This window comes from Candidatus Thalassolituus haligoni, from assembly GCF_041222825.1.
GTDB lineage: Bacteria > Pseudomonadota > Gammaproteobacteria > Pseudomonadales > Oceanobacteraceae > Oceanobacter > Oceanobacter antarcticus.
On record NZ_CP139482.1, the window covers coordinates 189,872 to 208,262 of the forward strand.

15 protein-coding genes and 2 pseudogenes are annotated in these 18,391 nt (G+C 53.6%); 7 read left to right on the forward strand and 10 right to left on the reverse strand.

Going from position 1 to position 18,391, the window contains the following annotated elements; translation table 11 throughout:
* Window positions 1-143: 143 nt before the first annotated feature.
* The 4 genes and pseudogenes from SOJ49_RS00910 to SOJ49_RS00925 form a co-directional block, all read left to right on the forward strand.
* A pseudogene (locus tag SOJ49_RS00910) lies at window positions 144-581 on the forward strand (transposase); the annotation flags it as partial.
* Between the two features lie 172 nt (window positions 582-753).
* A complete protein-coding gene (locus SOJ49_RS00915; protein WP_369856350.1) occupies window positions 754-1,092 on the forward strand; it encodes a hypothetical protein in 339 nt (112 codons plus the stop codon).
* A gap of 100 nt (window positions 1,093-1,192) precedes the next feature.
* Entirely contained in the window at window positions 1,193-1,483 is a 291-nt protein-coding gene (locus SOJ49_RS00920; RefSeq protein WP_369856351.1) for a type II toxin-antitoxin system RelE/ParE family toxin, read from the forward strand.
* A gap of 27 nt (window positions 1,484-1,510) precedes the next feature.
* Window positions 1,511-1,825, forward strand: coding sequence for a HigA family addiction module antitoxin (locus SOJ49_RS00925; RefSeq protein ID WP_369856352.1), 315 nt, complete (start codon window positions 1,511-1,513; stop codon window positions 1,823-1,825).
* Between the two features lie 60 nt (window positions 1,826-1,885).
* On the opposite strand, the gene SOJ49_RS00930 is transcribed toward SOJ49_RS00925, so the two are convergent.
* The gene (locus SOJ49_RS00930; protein WP_369856353.1) at window positions 1,886-2,191 is read right to left on the reverse strand and encodes a hypothetical protein; all 306 of its coding nucleotides are present in this window, start codon (window positions 2,189-2,191) and stop codon (window positions 1,886-1,888) included.
* A gap of 76 nt (window positions 2,192-2,267) precedes the next feature.
* Between SOJ49_RS00930 and SOJ49_RS00935 the strand changes: the two genes are divergently transcribed.
* Entirely contained in the window at window positions 2,268-2,615 is a 348-nt protein-coding gene (locus tag SOJ49_RS00935) for a hypothetical protein (RefSeq protein ID WP_369856354.1), read from the forward strand.
* Window positions 2,616-2,665: 50 nt separating this feature from the next.
* Here SOJ49_RS00935 and SOJ49_RS00940 read toward each other — a convergent pair whose 3' ends face one another.
* A complete protein-coding gene (locus SOJ49_RS00940; RefSeq protein ID WP_369856355.1) occupies window positions 2,666-3,250 on the reverse strand; it encodes a TraM recognition domain-containing protein in 585 nt (194 codons plus the stop codon).
* A gap of 5 nt (window positions 3,251-3,255) precedes the next feature.
* Between SOJ49_RS00940 and SOJ49_RS00945 the strand changes: the two genes are divergently transcribed.
* A complete protein-coding gene (locus SOJ49_RS00945; protein WP_369856356.1) occupies window positions 3,256-4,233 on the forward strand; it encodes a recombinase zinc beta ribbon domain-containing protein in 978 nt (325 codons plus the stop codon).
* A 50-nt stretch (window positions 4,234-4,283) separates the two neighbouring features.
* Here the strand turns inward: SOJ49_RS00945 and SOJ49_RS00950 are convergent, their stop codons facing one another.
* The 3 genes from SOJ49_RS00950 to SOJ49_RS00960 are packed head-to-tail and all read right to left on the reverse strand — an operon-like array spanning window position 4,284 to window position 6,620.
* The gene (locus SOJ49_RS00950; protein WP_369856357.1) at window positions 4,284-5,894 is read right to left on the reverse strand and encodes an IS66 family transposase; all 1,611 of its coding nucleotides are present in this window, start codon (window positions 5,892-5,894) and stop codon (window positions 4,284-4,286) included.
* A 46-nt stretch (window positions 5,895-5,940) separates the two neighbouring features.
* Window positions 5,941-6,309, reverse strand: a complete 369-nt coding sequence (gene tnpB, locus SOJ49_RS00955) for an IS66 family insertion sequence element accessory protein TnpB (RefSeq protein ID WP_369856358.1) — start codon at window positions 6,307-6,309, stop codon at window positions 5,941-5,943.
* Window positions 6,309-6,620, reverse strand: a complete 312-nt coding sequence (locus tag SOJ49_RS00960) for an IS66 family insertion sequence element accessory protein TnpB (RefSeq protein ID WP_369856038.1) — start codon at window positions 6,618-6,620, stop codon at window positions 6,309-6,311. Before SOJ49_RS00960 ends, tnpB begins: the two co-directional genes overlap by 1 nt.
* Window positions 6,621-7,449: 829 nt before the next feature.
* Between SOJ49_RS00960 and SOJ49_RS00965 the strand changes: the two genes are divergently transcribed.
* Window positions 7,450-8,097, forward strand: a complete 648-nt coding sequence (locus SOJ49_RS00965; RefSeq protein WP_369858020.1) for a response regulator — start codon at window positions 7,450-7,452, stop codon at window positions 8,095-8,097.
* Between the two features lie 259 nt (window positions 8,098-8,356).
* Here SOJ49_RS00965 and SOJ49_RS00970 read toward each other — a convergent pair.
* The 5 genes and pseudogenes from SOJ49_RS00970 to SOJ49_RS00990 all read right to left on the reverse strand — a co-directional run.
* Window positions 8,357-9,364 (reverse strand): annotated as a pseudogene (locus SOJ49_RS00970) (IS630 family transposase); the annotation flags it as partial.
* 109 nt (window positions 9,365-9,473) lie between these two features.
* Window positions 9,474-11,321, reverse strand: coding sequence for a hybrid sensor histidine kinase/response regulator (locus SOJ49_RS00975; RefSeq protein WP_369856359.1), 1,848 nt, complete (start codon window positions 11,319-11,321; stop codon window positions 9,474-9,476).
* Between the two features lie 217 nt (window positions 11,322-11,538).
* Complete coding sequence (locus SOJ49_RS00980; protein WP_369856360.1) at window positions 11,539-13,527, reverse strand: ribosomal protein L7/L12; 1,989 nt, start codon at window positions 13,525-13,527, stop codon at window positions 11,539-11,541.
* A 113-nt stretch (window positions 13,528-13,640) separates the two neighbouring features.
* Window positions 13,641-17,849: a beta strand repeat-containing protein gene (locus tag SOJ49_RS00985; RefSeq protein WP_369856361.1), complete on the reverse strand. Its 4,209-nt coding sequence runs from the start codon at window positions 17,847-17,849 to the stop codon at window positions 13,641-13,643.
* 305 nt (window positions 17,850-18,154) lie between these two features.
* Window positions 18,155-18,364, reverse strand: coding sequence for a hypothetical protein (locus tag SOJ49_RS00990; RefSeq protein WP_369856362.1), 210 nt, complete (start codon window positions 18,362-18,364; stop codon window positions 18,155-18,157).
* Between the last annotated feature and the right edge of the window lie 27 nt (window positions 18,365-18,391).

Below are 18,391 nucleotides of genomic sequence, written 5' to 3' on the forward strand. Positions count from 1 at the left end.
AGCAGGAAAAAGCCCGCAAAGCACAAGAAAAGTCAGACGGAGATGACGATGACCCGACACCGCCTGCCTCTTCAGAACGCACTCCGGCCCAGCAGCGCCAGGCCAGTCGTGATGCGGCCTGGACGAAGAAACATGGCAAGAGCTACTTCGGCTATAAAAATCACACCAGCGTCGATAAACAGCACAAACTCATTCGCAGCTACGAAGCGACTGCGGCCAATAAACACGATGGGCACCAGCTCGAAGCCCTGATCGATGGCGACAACAGCAGCGCGGATGTCTGGGCAGATAGCGCTTATCGAAGCGCAGAAAATGAAAGCATGTTGGAAGACCGGGGCTACCGCTCCCACATCCACCGCAAGAAACCCCGAGGTAAAGACATGCCTGAACGTAGCAAGCTGGCGAATCAAAAACGCTCTCAGGTTCGGGCACGTGTCGAACATGTTTATGCGGACATGAAACGCGACGGCAAAAAGTTCATGGTGCGTTGCATCGGCCAGGCCAGAGCGGAACTGAGAATCGGCTTGATGAACATGGTGTACAACGCTCGTCGCTGGAGTTTTCTATCCCACGTGGGATAGGTGCATCTGAATGACGCGATTTGGGCTGGAAATAGTCCAAATCTCTACTGAGTTGGCCGGAAATGGGCCGGATAATTAGGATATTCCGAAGTCATTGACGTGAATAATTTGCGGCAACGGTGGCTTTACGCGACTAAATAGATCTCCCCTGAAGCCAAGTCAAGATGCGGAAGTGATTTCTTTTCAGAAGAGCAAAACGGCTTGGGGACAGCTATATAAGGATTACGTCACCGCGCCGAAAAACCCCCTGCGCGGCTTTGAGACCATTGCGCTGTCGAAACCCGTTCAACGGGATCAGGTGAAGATGGCGGTCAATTTTTATTCAGGAGCAGCGCCCACGGGCGCTTCTTTCGAAGTGCGGATGGAGCTTGACGGTCAGGTTTACGCCAAGCGCTACTCGCTCAGTGCCACGCAAGGCAACCGTGGTCAGGATGCTGTATCCGTGCTCACCACTGGGAGCACATCCAAGTACACGATGCGCATTGATCCGCGTACCATTGCCAGCCCTTGAGCCAAAGCTGGGCTTTGATCATTTTTGAGACCGCTTTACTGACACAGCAATATTTTACAGGAGAAATGGCTTGTACTGTGTATCGATACAGGCTACATTTATGATTGCATCATTCAAGGATCAGTGGCTAGAGGACTATTACTTCCAAGGCAAGACATCGTCCAATCTTCAGTCCTCGTTAGAAAGTGCGCTCAAGCGGAAGCTTGACATTATGCATGTCGCTGTTGAGGAAAAGGACTTGCGAATACCGCCAGGCAATCGCTTTGAGCACTTAACGGGCAAGCTGGATGGATGGTGTTCCATTCGGGTGAATAAACAATATCGGCTGATCTTTCAGTGGCAGAATGGCGAAGCAACCCAAGTTTACTTAGATCCACACACCTATCGATAAAACGACCGATAACAAAGGACACACACAATGGCTGACAAGTTACAGATTCCCGCTCATCAACCGACCAGTGTCGGAGCCATGCTCAAAGAAGAGTTTTTGTCCCCCATGGGTGTTTCCCAAGGTGAGTTGGCTAAAGCAATGGGGGTGGGGCGTAAAACCGTCAATGAATTATGCGGCAATCGACGTGGTGTTACCGCTGAAACGGCGTTCTTGTTGGCCAAAGTGCTCGGTACATCCCCGGAATTTTGGCTGAACCTCCAGTTGTTGAACGATCTTTGGCTCGCCCAGCACAGCGAAGTGCTCAAAGAAAAATTAGCAAAAGCGCATCCTCTGGCCGCTTAAGCGGCCTTTGTTTTCCTATCTTGCTCTAATCCTGGTTTTACTCTCCCCACAATCTCGACCTTACTCCCTGCCTCTATCATTCCCTTTGCTTTGACCTTGGCTCTGTTCCCCAAAGCTTTGGCTTAGCCGCTGCTGTTTTGTCTGATCGACCTGATCAAAGGGATCGGGTCGGTGTTTTTCGATTTCCCGCTGCCATGCTTGATTAAAATGCTGTTGATCAATGTCGTGTCCTATCTGACCGGGAGGCGCTGGCTTTTGGTGAGGTTGCTCGTTTTTGATCATATCTGTGGCCTGAATGGGTTCGGGCGTGTGCCCGGAGGCTGCCCAGCCAAAGGCGTCTTTGGCCTTGCCTTCTTGATTATCCATTGTGATTACCTCAATGAATTCAATCGTTTATGAAATTTCTTTGCGTGCTTGGGCTTGGCTGCGAGATAATAGGGTTATGCGCTCGCTTCGTGATTTACGTCTGCTGTATCAAAACCACCTGTTAACCCGCGCTCTGGCCTGTCCAGACGGCCTGATACGCATCGTGCCACTGCATGTATGGGTCTGGCGGGATCTGGATGCTTTGCTGGACAGTGTGCCCAGCGTTGACGATCAAACCCTGCTGGATAGCATCTTGGGACATATTTTACCGGCGACGGATGCGGTGGCGATTGAGCAAGGCTGTGATCCTGAAACCGCTCTGCGCAACTTGCTTCACTATTACATCGCGATGAATCACGCCACCTATGTTGGGAAACGCGACAATCTCGCCAACGATAATTATCCGCCCTGTGAGTCTGGCTAACCTTTCAGCGTATACAGCCAGCACTTGCAGCGTGGGAAACGCTTTTCCGTTTAACACCATGTTTTATAACCCTGCACATAGGCGATTTCGCCGTTGATATGGTTAGGCCAGTGCGCCAGCTTGTCAGGTACGGTTTTGCGGATAAAACGCTTGGTTTGTTTGCCCCAAACTCTGTGCTGTATCTGAACGCGATCCAGTGGCGGAAACAGCGGATCGGGGGCGTATTTCCCCGCCATGGCCGGGTTCTGCCAATAAGCGGGTAGCTTGTTCGCCAGCACCGGCGGTATCCCCGCACCGGGTGAGAACACCAGTACCTGATCGGTCAAGCGCATCAGCTCCGCTGGATCAAGAGCATAACGCCCGGTGCGTTTGCGGCGCTGGCTTTGACGTATTTCATGTTGATATTGGCGCTCCGCATCAAAACGATTGTCACCCTGCCACAGCGCGTTCTGGCGTGCTTCCTGCGCTTTAAAATAGCGATCTTCTTGTGCCAGCTTGTCGTCATAATAAACGGTGGTTCTGCCGATCATTTCAGCGTAACGCCGGGCGCTGTCTATATCTCGAATGCCGCCGCCCAGGATGATTTGCGTACCGCAGCTTTCCTGAATTTCTTGCGCACCGGCTCGACCAAACAAATGGGTTGAAAACTACCGACACGCCAGAGGGTAAGTTTGTTGAGGTCATCCACGCTGCACAAGGGCAGCTTGAGCGTGAGCAGAACGGTCGTCAAGTCATTCAAAAGATGCAAGCGCGACTCAGCAAGGGCTACTTCGTGTTTCACGCTCCAGTGGGCTATCGCTATGAGCAGACCCGTGAGCATGGAAAGCTGCTAGTGCCTAATGAGCCGTATGCTTCCATCATTAGGGAAGGCTTTGAAGGTCTGGCCTCCGGGCGCTTTCAAACGCTGTCGGAAGTGATGTATTTCTTCGAGCAGCTCCCTGAATACCCACGCGGTAGTGACGGGCGTGTGAAAGTTCAGCGCGTTAAAGAAACGCTGAACCGGCCTATTTACGCTGGTTACATTGAGCACGAACGCTGGGGAATTTCACTTCGTAAAGGGCAGCATGAACCCTTGGTGAGTTTGGAAACCTTCAAGAAAGCGCGGGACAGATTAGCCGGACGAGCGTATGTACCCGCTAAGAAAAACATCAGTGAAGATTTTCCACTTCGTGGTTTTGTAACCTGTGCCGATTGTGGCAGCCCCATGACGTCGGGATGGTGCAAAGGGAGGAGCGCCAAGTACCCGTATTACTTCTGCCGTAAGAAAGGCTGTGAGAGCTACGGTAAATCCATCAAGCGTGATGCGGTCGAAAACGAGTTCGTCGAGCTTCTGAAGACGATCACGCCAGCCAAATCAGCACTGGATGCTGCCGCCAAAATGTTCGATGACATCTGGAAAGCCAGAAGCCAGCACCGCCGAAATTACGCTCAAAAGCTCAAAAACACCCTGAAGGACTTAGATAGAACCATGGATTCCGTAGTGGATATTATGGTGAACACATCATCGCCCAGGGCGCGTCAGGGCTACGAAAACAAGCTGGAATCACTGGAGCAAGAGAAGCTGGTTTTAGAGGAGAAAATCCGCCATTTCATGGCTGAACAGGCTGATCAGACGTAAGCGCCCTTAAATCAGCCCCCTGTTACTCAATCTCATTCCTTGCTACAAACTCAGCTTAATGTCGCATTCCACGGCAGCAGTGCTTCAAGCCTTTCCAGGGTATCCGCCTCGGCGATGTGATCCAGTACATGCTGAATATATATTGACGGCTCCAGTCCGTTGGCCTTGGCGGTTTCGATCAGGGAATAGCAGGTGGCACTGGCACGGGCGCCTTGTGGTGTATCGGCGAACAACCACGCTCGGCGACCCACGGCGAAGGGGCGGATGGCGTTTTCGGCCAGCACGTTGCTGATATGCACATCGCCGCGCTCACAGTAACCCACCAGATAATCCCACTGGTTCAGGGTGTACTCCATGGCTTTACGGCTCAGGGAGCCTTTCATCACCTTACCGACATTGGCTTCGAGCCATGTTCTCAAGTCCTTCAGTTGGGGCAGGCTTATCTCCTGGCGGACACGGTGGCGCTCGGGAGCGCTCAGGTCTTTGATCTGTCGCTCGATCACATACAGCTTGTTGATGTGACTTAAGCCTATATCGGCTTTGGAGACCTTGGCCTTCTTGCCTTTCCCCTTTGTCTGCGCCGCTTTGGAGGCTTCGACGAACTTACGACGGGCATGATCCCAGCACCCAATTCGGGTGATGCCGTTGGCAGAGCACACCGGCCCATAACCGGAGTAACCGTCCGCCTGCAGGATGCCAGTGAAGTCGTCGAGCAGGCGCACAGGGACGCTGCCGGCACGGGACGGATCATAGGCAAACAACACGGATGGCCGATCGGGTGGCCCGCCCCGGATGACCCACATCCACTTGTCGGACTGGGCCGTTTTGCCATCCTCTTTCAGCACCTGTATCCGAGTCTCATCGGCCTGCAGGTAGTCACTGCTGTTCTGCACTTCGCGCATCAGGTTGATCAGCGGACTGAACACCTCGTCCAGCCGGATGATCCAGTGCGCCATACTGGTACGGCTGACTTCATGGCCGTGCCGCTTGAGCATCTGCTCCAGGCGGTACAGGGGGAGCCCGTCGGCGTACTTGGAGATGATGATGTAGGCCAGCAGTGATGTCGTCGCGATGCATTTGCCCAGCGGGTGAAGCGGTCGCGGTGCCGCAAGGATACGTTCTGCGTCATCGTGCTCGAAGACGGCTTTTTCCTGCCAGTATTCCAGCACCTTCAGCTGCGCCGGAATGAACTGCAGTTCTTCCTTCACCTTGGTGAAGAAGGTCTTGTTGGCCCCCGTTTTCTCTTCATCGCTCAGAGTCAGTTCGATGCGCTCACGCAGCAACGTATCAGAGAAGCCACGGTAGCGGCGCTTGCTCGAAGTGCGAGGATTATTTTCGTCGACATCATCTGGAAGCTGATCGCGTAGGGCCTCGATCTCGGCTTCCAGCTCGACTTCATCGAAGAGGTGGTGTTGGTGAGCCTGCTTCTCGCTGCTGGCGGCGAACTTCTGGACCTGCTTCAGACGCAGCAGTTCTTCGAGGAGTTGGATGTAGTTCTCGCGTTGCTTGATCGTCTGGTCGCGTTGCGCAAGTGCTTGATCATGCTCAGCCTCTTGAACGACCAGTTGTTGTTGCAAATCAGCCACAAACGACAGCAGTTCAGCGGCAGACAAGCCGCTGATACCGGGTGTTCCAACACGCTGTTTCGGTGATCTTTGCATGCCGTAAGTTATAGCAAAAACAGCCAGTTATGGCATGTAATAAGTGCTATCCAAGGGCCTCATACTGGAGGGTTTTATGACCCTTGAGCAGGCTGATGTCATAGCCGTCGAGTAACCAGTTGATCTGCTCACCGGTCAGCGGCAGCAGTTCGTCTGCCACCTTCGGCCACTTGAACTTTTCCTCGGCCAGCGCCTTGTAATAGAGCACGAAGCCGTTGTCTTCCCACATCAGGCATTTGATCTTGTTGCGCTGGCGATTGGTGAAGGCATAGAGCGCGCCGGTAAAGGGGCTGCGCCCCAGTTCCTGCTCGACCAACAGCGCCAGGCCACTGGCCTGTTTGCGAAAATCGACCGGTGCACGGTAGAGATAGATCTCGGGTGTGTCCACTGCCGGACGCAGATAACGGGATTTCATCAAAGCTGCCTCAGGATCATGCCCAATAGCTCAATATTGCCAGCGTGCATGCCAGTGATCGTCAGGCCACCCGGGAGGGCCAGGGTCAGCTCATCCATCGGCTGACTTGGCAGGCATGTGACACGGGCAAACCCCGAGGTGCCCTCTGATTGAAGTGGGTCACCGTCAGCCTTCAGACGCTTGCGACGCCAGTAGGTGAACTGATGGTACGACAGCTCATGCTGCTTGCAGAAGACGGCCCCGGATAATCCAGAGTCGCGCCAGTTATCGAGTTGCTGTTGCCAATGCTGAGTGCGTTCTTGATGGGTCATGACGGATTCCTCGTGTGTGTGACGATGGAATCAGTCTGGAGCGGCGACTGGATGAAAAACAGGTGCTGATTCTTGGGCGCTTACGTTGAACTTGAAAAGGGCCCACCATTCTCTGCGTTCAACGCCTTGCCTGCTGGATTTTTTCTCCATAACAGGGCGCGTTAACTAATTGAGAGCGCCCTCTAGTGTCCTTTAACAAAAGATAATCGAATTAATTGGAGTTTCCATATCTATATGTTAGTACGCTCAATACGCAAGGAGCCTGTCATGGGAGGCCCTCTCAAAGTATTAACAATCACTGATCAGGAAAAATAGCGTTGCAGAAGTGGCTATGCCGTCGACAAATGCCTGCGGCAGAACAGACGCGAGCCAGAATTATTCTATAGAGTACGGAAGATCTTTCAGGACAGGAAGTCGGCGAGCGCGTTGGTGTGACGGCAGAGGCCGTCAGCAAAACCACGTTTATTTTACCTCCACGTCGGCATCATGGCTCAATCTGGTAGAGAAGTTCTTTGTATTGATTTCCCAGAGATGGATTGAACGAAACTCCCACCGGAGTACCCTTGAGCTGGAAGCGTCTATCCGAGATTTATAACGATGATCCAAAGCCCTTAGTGTGGAAGAAGACTGCGGATCAATTCATTGAGTCTATTGCTCGGTTATCAGACAAGTTAAAGACCTGACGAACTTTTGTTGGTTTCTCTGAATGATGTCTGTGATAAGCGTTATTTTACCGGAAGCGGTATGGGAGTCGAGCTTCTTTCTTTTGCGGATCAGTTAACCGGACAGTAGTGATATTCTTGCTGTGGTGTAAAGGAACCGGGGATTGGTGTTGAAAGTGGCAGGAACAGAAAAAACACGACTGGATATTCTGATTATTGATGATCATCGCATGTTTGCGGATGCAATGATGACGCTGTTTGAAGCGGCGCTGGCGCCATGTCGGGTGTGTTGTGTCGCCTCGGCACAGGCGGGGTTGCAGCAACTGGTCGGGCAACATTGGCAGCTGGTGTTGCTGGATTTGGGCTTGCCCGATATGGATGGTCTGGTGCTGTTGCAACGATTACGTCAGCAAAACGCCGAATTGTCGGTACTGGTGTGTACCGCCGAGACCCGGCCAGCGCTGTTGAAACGGGTAATACAGGCGGGTGCATCCGGCCTGATTGGCAAGAGCCAGTCGGCCGAAGATGTGTTGCAAGCGGTGCAGCTGGTTGCAGCTGGCGGGCGTTATCTGACGCCAGAGACCATTGAGGCACTGGCCGGGCCAGAGCCGATAGACGCTGATGTGTTGACCGAGCGGCAGCTGGTCATTCTGCGTTTGATGCAGGCAGGCCATAGCAATCGCGAAATTGCCGAGTTGCTGTTTGTCAGTGCGAATACCGTCAAAACCCATGTGCGCCTGATGTTCGACAAGCTGAGTGTGAACAATCGCATTGAATGCCTACGTATTGCTCATGAGCGCGGTTATATTCATTGATCCCAAGCCTAGGGGGGGTCTCAACTGGCCTCAGCCCGAAGGGTTATGGTTAAAAATCCATCATGCGGTGTTGTTGAACTTGAAAAGGGCCACCATTCTCTGCGTTCAACGCCTTGCCTGATGGATTTTTGCTCCATAACAGGACGCGTTAACTAATTGAGGACGCCCCCTAGTGTCCCTTAACAAAAGTTCACTTGGTATTTATCTTGTCTGATAATCGAGCAATGGACTCGATGATCTGGTCAGCAGTTTTTTGTCACACAAAGGGCTTCGGATCATTGTTATAAACGGCCAAATATTCCCTGATGGAGGCTTCCAATTCACGAGTGCTTCGATGGGAATTTCGCTTAATCCATCGCTGGGAAATCAAGGCAAAGAATCTTTCGACCAGGTTAAGCCATGACGCTGACGTGGGCGTAAAGTGGATGTGGTAACGGGGGTGAGAGGCGAACCAGCTTCTCACCTTTTCTGTTTTATGCGTACTGTAATTATCCATGACCAGATGGATGTCGAGATGTTTGGGGACTTCTCGTTCAATTGCTCTCAGAAAGGACAGAAACTCTTCTGCACGGTGGCGCTGGTAAAGCCTGCCAATCACCTCACCGGTTGCAACATCCAGAGCCGCAAAAAGCGTCGTGGTACCATGACGGATATAATCATGTGTTCGTGTTTCGGCATAGCCAAATGACAACGGTAGTGCGGGTTGCGCCCGGTTCAAGGCCTGAATCGGACTCTTTTCATCGACGCACAACACCAATGCCTTGTCCGGAGGGTTCATATACAAGCCAACGATGTCGTGAACCTTTTCAACAAAGTAAGGATCTCTCGACAGTTTGAAGGTTTCCAGACGATGTGGCTTCAGACCAAAGGCTCGCCATATCCGACTGATCGCCATGGCATTCAGTCCGGTTTCTTTCGCCATCAGAGTGGTTGACCAATGGGTTGCGTTTGCCGGTTTGGTTTGCAGTGTTTTGTTGATGACTTCTGCGACTTTATCGTCATGAATGCTACGAGGGCGTCCACTGCGCGGGGCATCCGTTAAGCCGTCAATACGATACAACTCAAAACGACGGTGCCATTTACCGACCGTTTCTGCCGTCACTCCGACCCGCTCACCAATAACCTTTCCTGAAAGGCCTTCTGTGCTGAGCAGTATGATTTTGGCTCGCTGTTGTTCAGCAGCAGGGATTTGTCGGCTACGCAACCAACGCTTGAGCTCAGCCTGTTCATCGTCAGTGATGTCGAGCACTTTGACTGGTCGTCCCATGGTTTGCCTCTGCCTGAAAATGCACTCCTCAAAGTAGACTATAACCACTCATATAAATTCTATTTATTTTTGTTAAGGGACATTAGGCTACGTCTATCTCAGCCGTTATTCAAATGGCGGTTTCGGTGTGTGTTGCCGCAGGAGTGTGCTCGGGTTGCAGCAACAGCGCCTTTAACTCCTCGCCTTGCACCGGTTTGTGAAGCATCGGTAATCCCAGGGATTGCAGCTGTTGCATTCGTTGGGGCAGGGTATTGCCGGTCATGATGACGATGCGAGGGATGCTCTCTAGTATGCGATTAACAACCTGAATAACGTCTTCTGCCTGGCCGTCATCCCCCAGCATGTCGTCGGTCAGGACAACTTCCGGCACACAAGCTGGTTGCGCTAGCTGTTGTTTCAGGCTGCTCAGCCCCTGGGCCACCCAAACATCGCAATCCCAGCTCACCAGCAGCATCGACAGGGCTTCGACAATGTCTTCGTGGTCGTCAACCACCAGTACTTTCAGACCGGCCAGTCTGGCTTCTGCTGCCGGCGTGTACGGAGCCTGCGGCAGGGTGGGCGCTTTACACTGCGGCAGGGTAATGTGAAAACAGCTGCCGTGGCCTGGTTCGGATTCCAGCATCAGTGGCAGTTGTTGCAGTTGGCACAGGCGACGGACGATCGCCAACCCCAGTCCGAGTCCTTTGGTATGTTGGCGACCTGGGTTATGCAACTGCACAAATTCTTCGAAAATGGCCTGTTGGTGCGACTTGGGAATACCAATACCTGTGTCATCAACGCTGATTTGCAGATGGGTTGAGTGATTTTTTATGCTGATGCACACGGCACCTGTGGTGGTGTACTGGATGGCATTAGCCAGCAGGTTCTTGAATATTTGCAGAGTCATGGCCCGGTCACACCAAACGTAAATATCGGGTGGCTGGTCGATCTCTAGGAGTAGCCCTTTGCGCTCAGCCAGCGGACTGAAAACGACCCGTAGTTCGCCCAGCAGTTCTACCAGATCTATGGCAGCAGGTTGGCAGGTTGCGACTCCGGCATCCAGACGCGACACATCCAGCAGGTGATTCAGCAGTTCGTTGGTGGCTTTCAGGCTTGCGCCCAGACGTTCGAACATGGGGTGTTGGGCATTGGCTACGGCGCTGTCGGGGATGGCGCTCCAATACAGTGACGCGGCTTGTAGCGGCTGGCGAATATCGTGGCTGGCAGCGGCCAGAAAACGAGTTTTTGCCTGATTGGCGAGTTCAATCTCGCGCTTGGAGTGTTGCAACTCAAGGCGTGTGGCGAGGGCATGGATCTGGGTTTTGAACATGGCGTAGCTGAACCCAACCAGCGACAGCCACACCGCCGGGGCCATGGCTTTATGCAGCCAGACATCCTCCAGATCCATGCTCCAAAGATGCCAGCCAAAGGCTGTTAGTACCGGGGTGAGAAAGGCCACATAGATATCCGGGTACAGGCCCATGCTTATTGATGGCATGGTGGAGGTAATGGTAACGAGCAACAGGATGGAGAAGATTTGCACGATCGAGGCATCTCCCAAAAACAGCAGTGGCAAGGTGGCCCACTGGAAGCCCCACAGTAACGACAGGTAAAGATTAGCCAGGTGCCAGCGCAGGATGGCGCGGCGTTGTTTGGGGATTGAGGGATCGGGCCTATGGCCTTTCTGGTGGTTGTGGTAGCGGCCCAGGATCAACCACGAATTCAGCCCCACAAACAGGTTCATGCCGAACCAGATTGCCAGGGTTGCTGTGCTGGCGGAGTTCACGAATAACAGGCCAACAATCACCGCTGCAACCAGGGTAGCGGCCATGCGGGGACCGACTTCCTGCATAAACAGGTGGTGGCGCTCCCACTGCATTTCGTCTGCTAAAGGGTATTCACCAAAACCCAGATTGGTGAGCTTATCCAGGATGCCTGACTGGGTTTGACGGGGTGTCGTGGGGCTGGAAATCTGCATTGGCGTGACATCGTCCTTGTGCTGCGGGTGAACGTTGAGTCGCCAGCAGGCGTCCCGGACGGCGCTGGTCGACCATGATAAAAAGCCCGGCCATCGCGTTATGGCCGGGATGTAAGAGAGGCGGGTTGACCTGCTCCTGCTCGATGCAGGAGTAATCTGATGTGCCGATGCCCGGTACTCCGGTTCAGCTACTTCGATTCAGGTACTCCGCCCACAGTTATTTTACCTCGACTTCGGCACCGGCTCCTTCCAGTTCGGCCTTGATTTGTTCGGCTTCTTCCTTCGAGACTAGCTGTTGAATGAAGGTATGATTATCCGGCCTGGCAACAGCCGCTTTTACGCGGATGTCAGTCAGCAATGGCGGTGTGAATTCCAGCATCTGGCCTTCATTGCTGCTATCGTGGCACCAGAGGCTGGCCGTTGAAGTGGTGTAACCGCCATTGTGGGCCAGTACACCGGTACAGCGGTCGTAGTCATCCGCTGCCAGCAAAGCCGGTTCGGTCAGGGCTGAGCCATTCATGGCCGTGAGGTCGAAGGCAACCAGACCGCTGTCCTCGTTGACCAGATAGAGCGCGTCCGAGCCGTTGATGTCTTGGGTGACCACCATGTTGCTAACGTCCCAGTTTTCTTCCATGCCAGTGAATGGGTTGCTGGTGGAATGAAACACATTTTCCCAGCCATCGGTGGTGGTGTAACGCTCAATACGGTTCTGACGGTACACACTGTAGCCGTCGAGCACGGTGGCAACGTAGATTTCGTTGTCGCTTGTCGCCGCGACGTTAAGCATCAGGTCACCCGTGCCCGAATAGGTATGCAGTACGTTGAAGTCGAAATCAGTCATATTGCCAGCTTCTTTGCCTGAGCCAAAGGCGCTGATGGCTGAGTCCAGCGTGATGCTAATGGTTACCAGGGCATAAAGGTCGGCAAGGTCGTTGCCAAACGGCGGCGCGGGTGTAAGAGCAGCAAAGCGCATCACACCGGCCATGGTGTAGGTCGCTTCGGTAGAGTCGCTGGTGGTTAGCAAGGTGGCTTCGGTCAGGCCTTCACAGCCCACCAAGCTGTATTCCACGTCGTTGCTGTCGACATAGATGTAGTTATCGTCGAGGCTGATCACAGTGTTCGGGTCGGATGACATATGCAGGTCGATGGTGCCCTGGGTCAGGCCGGAAAACCATGGAGTTTCACTGCGATCAACAAAGGCTTCGCCGGACATACAGGTGGCAACCAGTGTGTCGTTCAGGAAGGCGTCCTTGAAACTGGCAATCTTCGAGGCTTTGTTGGCGTTGTAGTAGTTGACGCTTTTAACATTGGCCAGGGTTTTATCATCGGCGTCGATGGTGGTGTTCAGCAGTTCGGCACTGCCGTTACCCACGCGCTTGAGGAGGGTGACTTCGGCGATGCCAGCACCGCCGTAGGCGACGGACATATCCAGAAAAGCGTCGCTGCCGACATTGTAGGTGTCATCATAGATGCCGTCGAAGACGACTGCCGCTGTTTCGGTCGTTACTACAAACGTGGTGCTGTAGTCGCCCAGGCTAATGTTTTTGGTGACGGTGGTGTCGTAGTCGCTGCTGGCGGTGAGGTTGAAGTATACGGTGTCGCCTTCTTCCACCATCACGCCGCTGCTGTGCAATGCTCCGTTAACGACCGCGAGGCCATTGTCAAAAGTCAGTGCTAATCGGCCTTCAAAGCCGCTCAGAGTCACCGTGGTGCTGGAATATTCTGCGCCTGGTGTGGCATCGGTGATTGGTGTCAGACCGAAGGCATACGGGCTGGCATCGGCAGCCCGGGTGGTGGTGGTAAATTCGGCAGAGACATCACCAACGGTCAGTGTGCTGGTGATGTTGGTGCTAAAGTCAGCCGAGCTGGTTTGGGTAATCTGGATTTCGTCACCGGCTTCTACCTGGGTGGAGACACCAAGGTCGGCGCCGTTCAGCATGATATAGCCATTGGTGACGGTTGCGGTCAGAGTGCCGTCAAAGCCGGACAGGGTAATTGGATCGCTGTTGGTGATGGTTTGCAGTTCAACGTCGCTGCGGTTGCTGAAGCTGAAGCTGTCCGGGCTGGTGTCTGCTCCGGTTTCAGTACCGGTTTCAGTACCGCTATCTTGTTGGTCGTTATCGCTGGATGATGAGCTGCCACCACAGGCGGTGAGTGCCAGCGAGGAAGCCGCGACGATGGCGATAAACAGTTTATTGAGATCCATGAATATATCCTTATGAATATCTTGGTTATCAAATTGGCCGTGCGCTTGGGTTGCGACGGCCAGTATCGGTGAAGCCAGCAGTGAGCCAGGACTCGCTGCTGGAGTGGGGATGATTACTGGTCGTCGAAGTTGAGGATGTGGCTTGGGTCGCCATCTCGGTCGTGACAGTAGAGGGTGATCTTGCTGTCGTTCGGGATACCGGTAACGCCATCAATACAGGTGGAGCCGGCTGACAACACGCTGTAGTTGGACAGGTTGCGATTGTCTGCATCAACCCTGATCACACCACGATTACCGGACACCAGATAGATTTGCGGATCGCCTGGCTTATTCCAGACGAATATGTCATCGACTGTCCAGATCGTATTCCAGTTATTGAATGGCTCGACGTCACTGCCAATCAACTGATGAGTTGAACCGGTATCACCCTTATAGAGGTACAGTGCACTGGTGCCCCACATGACTTCGTTAGGCTGGGATACAGCGTAGACAACGTTGTTGCTGTCGATGGCGGACATCGCCAGAACGGTACGGTTATTGGAGGTATCGATCTCTGTGAACAGCACCTTGTTGGTGATGCTCACCTTGTTGCTCAGGGAGCCGCTGGTGCTGGTGTCGAAGCTGACATAGGCTGTGGCAACCTGGTAGAGGTTGGTGTTAGAGCCATCGGTTCCGGTACCACCTACGAACGCTTTGAAGCTAACACTGCCAGACGCTCGGGTCACATCGGTAATGGCCACATCCTGGCAGCTATTCAAACGCCAGTAGGTGGTGCCGTCGTTGATATTCAGAGAAATATCCACAACATCCGTGACCTGTGAAGACGGCGCCAGGCTCAAGCGCGCTGGTGAAATGGCTTGATTGCAGTACACCAGCAGATCTTCCGTCTCGCTGATTTTCACTGCCGTAATGTCAGCAGTGAGTGATACTCCGCTATAGGAAGTGACATTAGCCTGATCAATGGTGCCAGAGTTAGAGGTCATCTGAGCTTTCATCAGACTGGTTGTGTTACCAGTACCGCTACCCATGCTGCTGGATTTCAGCGTATAGATCGGGAAGTCGTCGGTAATGTCGGCTTGTTCGTAACCTTGTGGAATTGCCAAACCCGCTACGTCGTCGACACCAATACTCCAGGTGCTGTCGATTACAGGGATCTTGAAGAAATCAACGTCGTAGGTGCGGGTACTGAAGCTGGCAGTGTCGATACCGGCACCCATAGCACCACCGATGATCAGCGTGGTTTCGACGGTTTCACGGTCACTGCTGCCCGAGGTATGACGGACCTTGATCGTCTCAGAGGACGTCACGGTATGGCTGTAGTTGCCAATATCGGTTTCCGAAGTGGCAGTACCCTGATGCCATACGCCGCTGTAACCGATGCTGTACTCACCGTTGTAGACGTTGATCGGGGTGCCTTGTACCGCAGAATCGACGTCGTAGCGGACTTCAATCAGGACGTTTTGTGGTACTCGATCCTTGGCATTCTGCCACTGCTCGTAGCTGGTGCTGACATACCCCGGATCGACGATCTGGCCATCAATATAATGGCTGAATGGACTACCCAGAGCCGGAGTTGGCGCTGCTTGCGTGGTGACCGAGAAGGCGAATGGGGTGCCATTGACTGTCAGAGTGACATCGGTGGTCGCGCCATAGCTATTGCTGGTAGTCGCACGCAACTTGACTTGCGTACCGGCAGGAACAGAGGCACTGCCATTGCCCCAGTTATTGGAACCGTCCAGTTCGTAATGACCATTACTGATGTTGATGTTGGCATCACCATCAAAGCCGGTCAGGGTCACGGCATTACTGTAGATGTACCAGTTTCTGCTGGCGTTCTGCACAGGGTTAAAGACCACTGCATCCGGTGTGGTGTCTGCCACACGGGTGGTTGAGGTGAAGTCGGCTGTCAGGTTGCCCAGTGTGACGGTGCTGGTCACATCGGTTTCCAGCTCCGATGAGCTAACGTGTGATACCTGAATCTGATCTCCCGCTTCCACCTGGGTTGAAGTCCCTGATGGTGCGCCATTCACGAGCAGGAAGCCGGTGTCGACGCTCATGGTCAGCTCACCTTCAAAATTGGACAGGGTCACGGGGTCACTGTTGATGCTGGTGGAAGGTTCGACATCCGTTTGGTCGGTAAAGCTGAAGCTGTTTGGTATGGTATCCGCTGTGCGGGTAGTCGAGGTGAAGTCGGCGGTGACTGAGCCCAGTGTCACTGTGCTGGTTACCTGAGTACTAAAGTCGGACGAGCTGGTGTGTACCACCTGAATCTGGTCACCGTCCACCACTTGTGTTGAGGATCCGGCGACACTGCCGTTGACCAGAAACGAGCCGTTAGTCACTGTCAGTGGCAGTTGCTCCTCAAAACCTGTGATGGTCACGATGTTGCTATTGATTCTGGTGGCAGGTTCGACGTCAGTTTGAGCACTAAAGCTGAAGCTGTCTGGTGTGGTATCGGCGGCACGAGTGGTCGAGGTAAAGGTTGCGTTCACTGAACCGAGCGTGACAGTGCTGGTGGCTGAGGTATCAAAATCGGCTGAGCTGGTGTGGGATACAGCGACCTGATCGCCAGCTTCTACCTGCGCCGAGGTGCCAGCTGCCGTGCCGTTAACGATCAGGGTACCGTTGCCAACAGACATGGTCATCGCAGCTTCAAAACCCGCCAGGGTGATTGCGCTGCTTTGAATGACACCGGATGGTTCAACGTTGGCTTGAGCGGCGAAGGTAAAGCTGTCTGGCGTGGTATCCGCTGCACGAGTAGTGGTAGTGAATGTGAATGCTTCACCATTGATGGTGACCGTGGTCACTTTGGTTTCTTCAAAGCCTTCTGGCTGTTCCTGGTACAAGCGCAGGGTATCGCCAGCTGAAATGGTACCAGAGGTCATCCAGGCACCACCGTTGACCTGGAATTGGCCATTGCTGATGGTAACCGTCGCGTCACCATCGAAGCCGCCGACAGTCACCTGATTACTGAAAGTGCCTTCGCCCAGCGCCAGATCGCTCTGGCTGGTGAAGGAGATACTGTTCGGCGTATTGTCTGCCGCACGAGTGGTGCTGGTGAAGTCAGTGGTGACTGAACCCAGCGTCACGGTGCTGGTAACGGATGTGGAAAAGTTGGAGGAGCTGGTTTGTACGATCTGGATCTGGTCTCCGGCGGAAACCGTAGCAGAAGTACCGGACGCTGAATTGTTCACCAACAGCGAGCCGTTAGTGACGGACAGTGGCAGCGTGCCTTCAAAGCCTGTCAGCGCCACCAGAGTACTGGTCACGCCGGTAGATAGCTCAACGTCGGTTTGAGCTGTGAAGCTGATGTTATCCGGAGTGACGTCAGCCGCACGGGTGGTCGAGGTGAAATCGGCCGTGACGCTGCCCAGCGTGACGGTGCTGGTGACGGCGCTGCCGAAGTCGGAGGAGCTGGTGTGGAACACCTGAATTTCATCACCGGCGGAGACCTGTGCCGGGCTGGCGGTTGCGGTGCCATTCAGAATCAGACTGCCGTTGCTGACGCTCAGGGCCAGCTCGCTATCAAAACCGGACAGGGTGACAGTGTTACTTTCTGCACGGGTTAAGGGTTCTGCGTTGGCCGAGGCGGTAAAGCTGAAGCTGTCTGGCGTGGTGTCGGTTTCTCCATCGGTATTGTCATCGTCGAGTTCAGCGGTTTCGTCAAAGCTGTAGTCGGCTTCGTCGACATCCACGTCAAAGCTGCCGCCATCCATATCAAAGACGATTTTGACATCGTCCAGCACGGCGTCGAAGCCAGTCTGGTCGGCACTGAATGCGGCGTTGAACAGGTCGTAAGTGTTCGGGTCGATGCCTTGCTCTTCAAACTGCTCGGCAAAATTGGCCAGAATCACTTCTTCGGCGTCGGCCAGAGCGGCTGCATCGAAGCTTTCTGCTTCATCATCCCAGGCAGCACGCAGCGCTTCGAGGCTTTGCTGGTCGTTCGCCAGGAATAGCGCTAGGGTGGTCAGCGGGGTCACGTTGACAGTGATGTCGGCAGCTTCAGCAAACGAATACTGGATCGCCAGGCTGCTGTTGTCTGGATGGGCTTCGAGCATAAATGGTGGCGTCATGCCATCCACGTTGACGTTAAATGTACCGTCGTCATCGATAACCACGTTGGTGGAGCGCCCTTCAGCATCGTAAACGAACAGGGTGCCGTCGATGGCCAGGCCGGTGGCTGCGGTACCAGAGAGATAGATAGAATCGCTGCCAGTGTCGGTGTCCTGCTGGTTGTTGCTTGACGACGAGCTGCCACCACAGGCAGTCAGTGTCAGTGAGGATGCTGCCATCATGGCCAGCATCAGTTTGCTGATTTCCATTGAGTCCTTCCTTCGGAGAGTCAACAGGTGCCCGATTGGCCAGACAAGCCTGTGTAATTGAAGTTGTCATGAAGCATCAGAAGGGTAATCTATGACAGATCGGTCAGCTTCACCCATATGGGTGATTTTATTGGTCAATAAGTCCGCGAAGTCGCTGCAAGGGGTATGTTGGATGGATTGTCGTGCAATAATGGAGTCAGGTCTGGCTATGAAATCAGTTCTTGCAACCATACCCGGCACAGACAGTCATTAATCGCTGGGTCAGCAGCATCGCAGTCCGATGCTGGACAGAGACTTGTCGACGGTCATTGTTGAGACAAACGGTGTTTTTTGGCCAAACCGGTTTTCTGAGTGATCTCTCGAAGCAGCAGTAAACCGGCGTTGGAGGTGATGTCGCCGCCGTTGAAGCTGGCTGCAAACTGGTGTCGATCGAGAAAGAAAAACGGAATGGCGTCCTGGTAGTATTCTGTCACGGCGGTAAGCTCTTTGGTGATTGCTTCGACAACAGGAACCATAAGGGATACCGCCGTTCTTGTATAAAT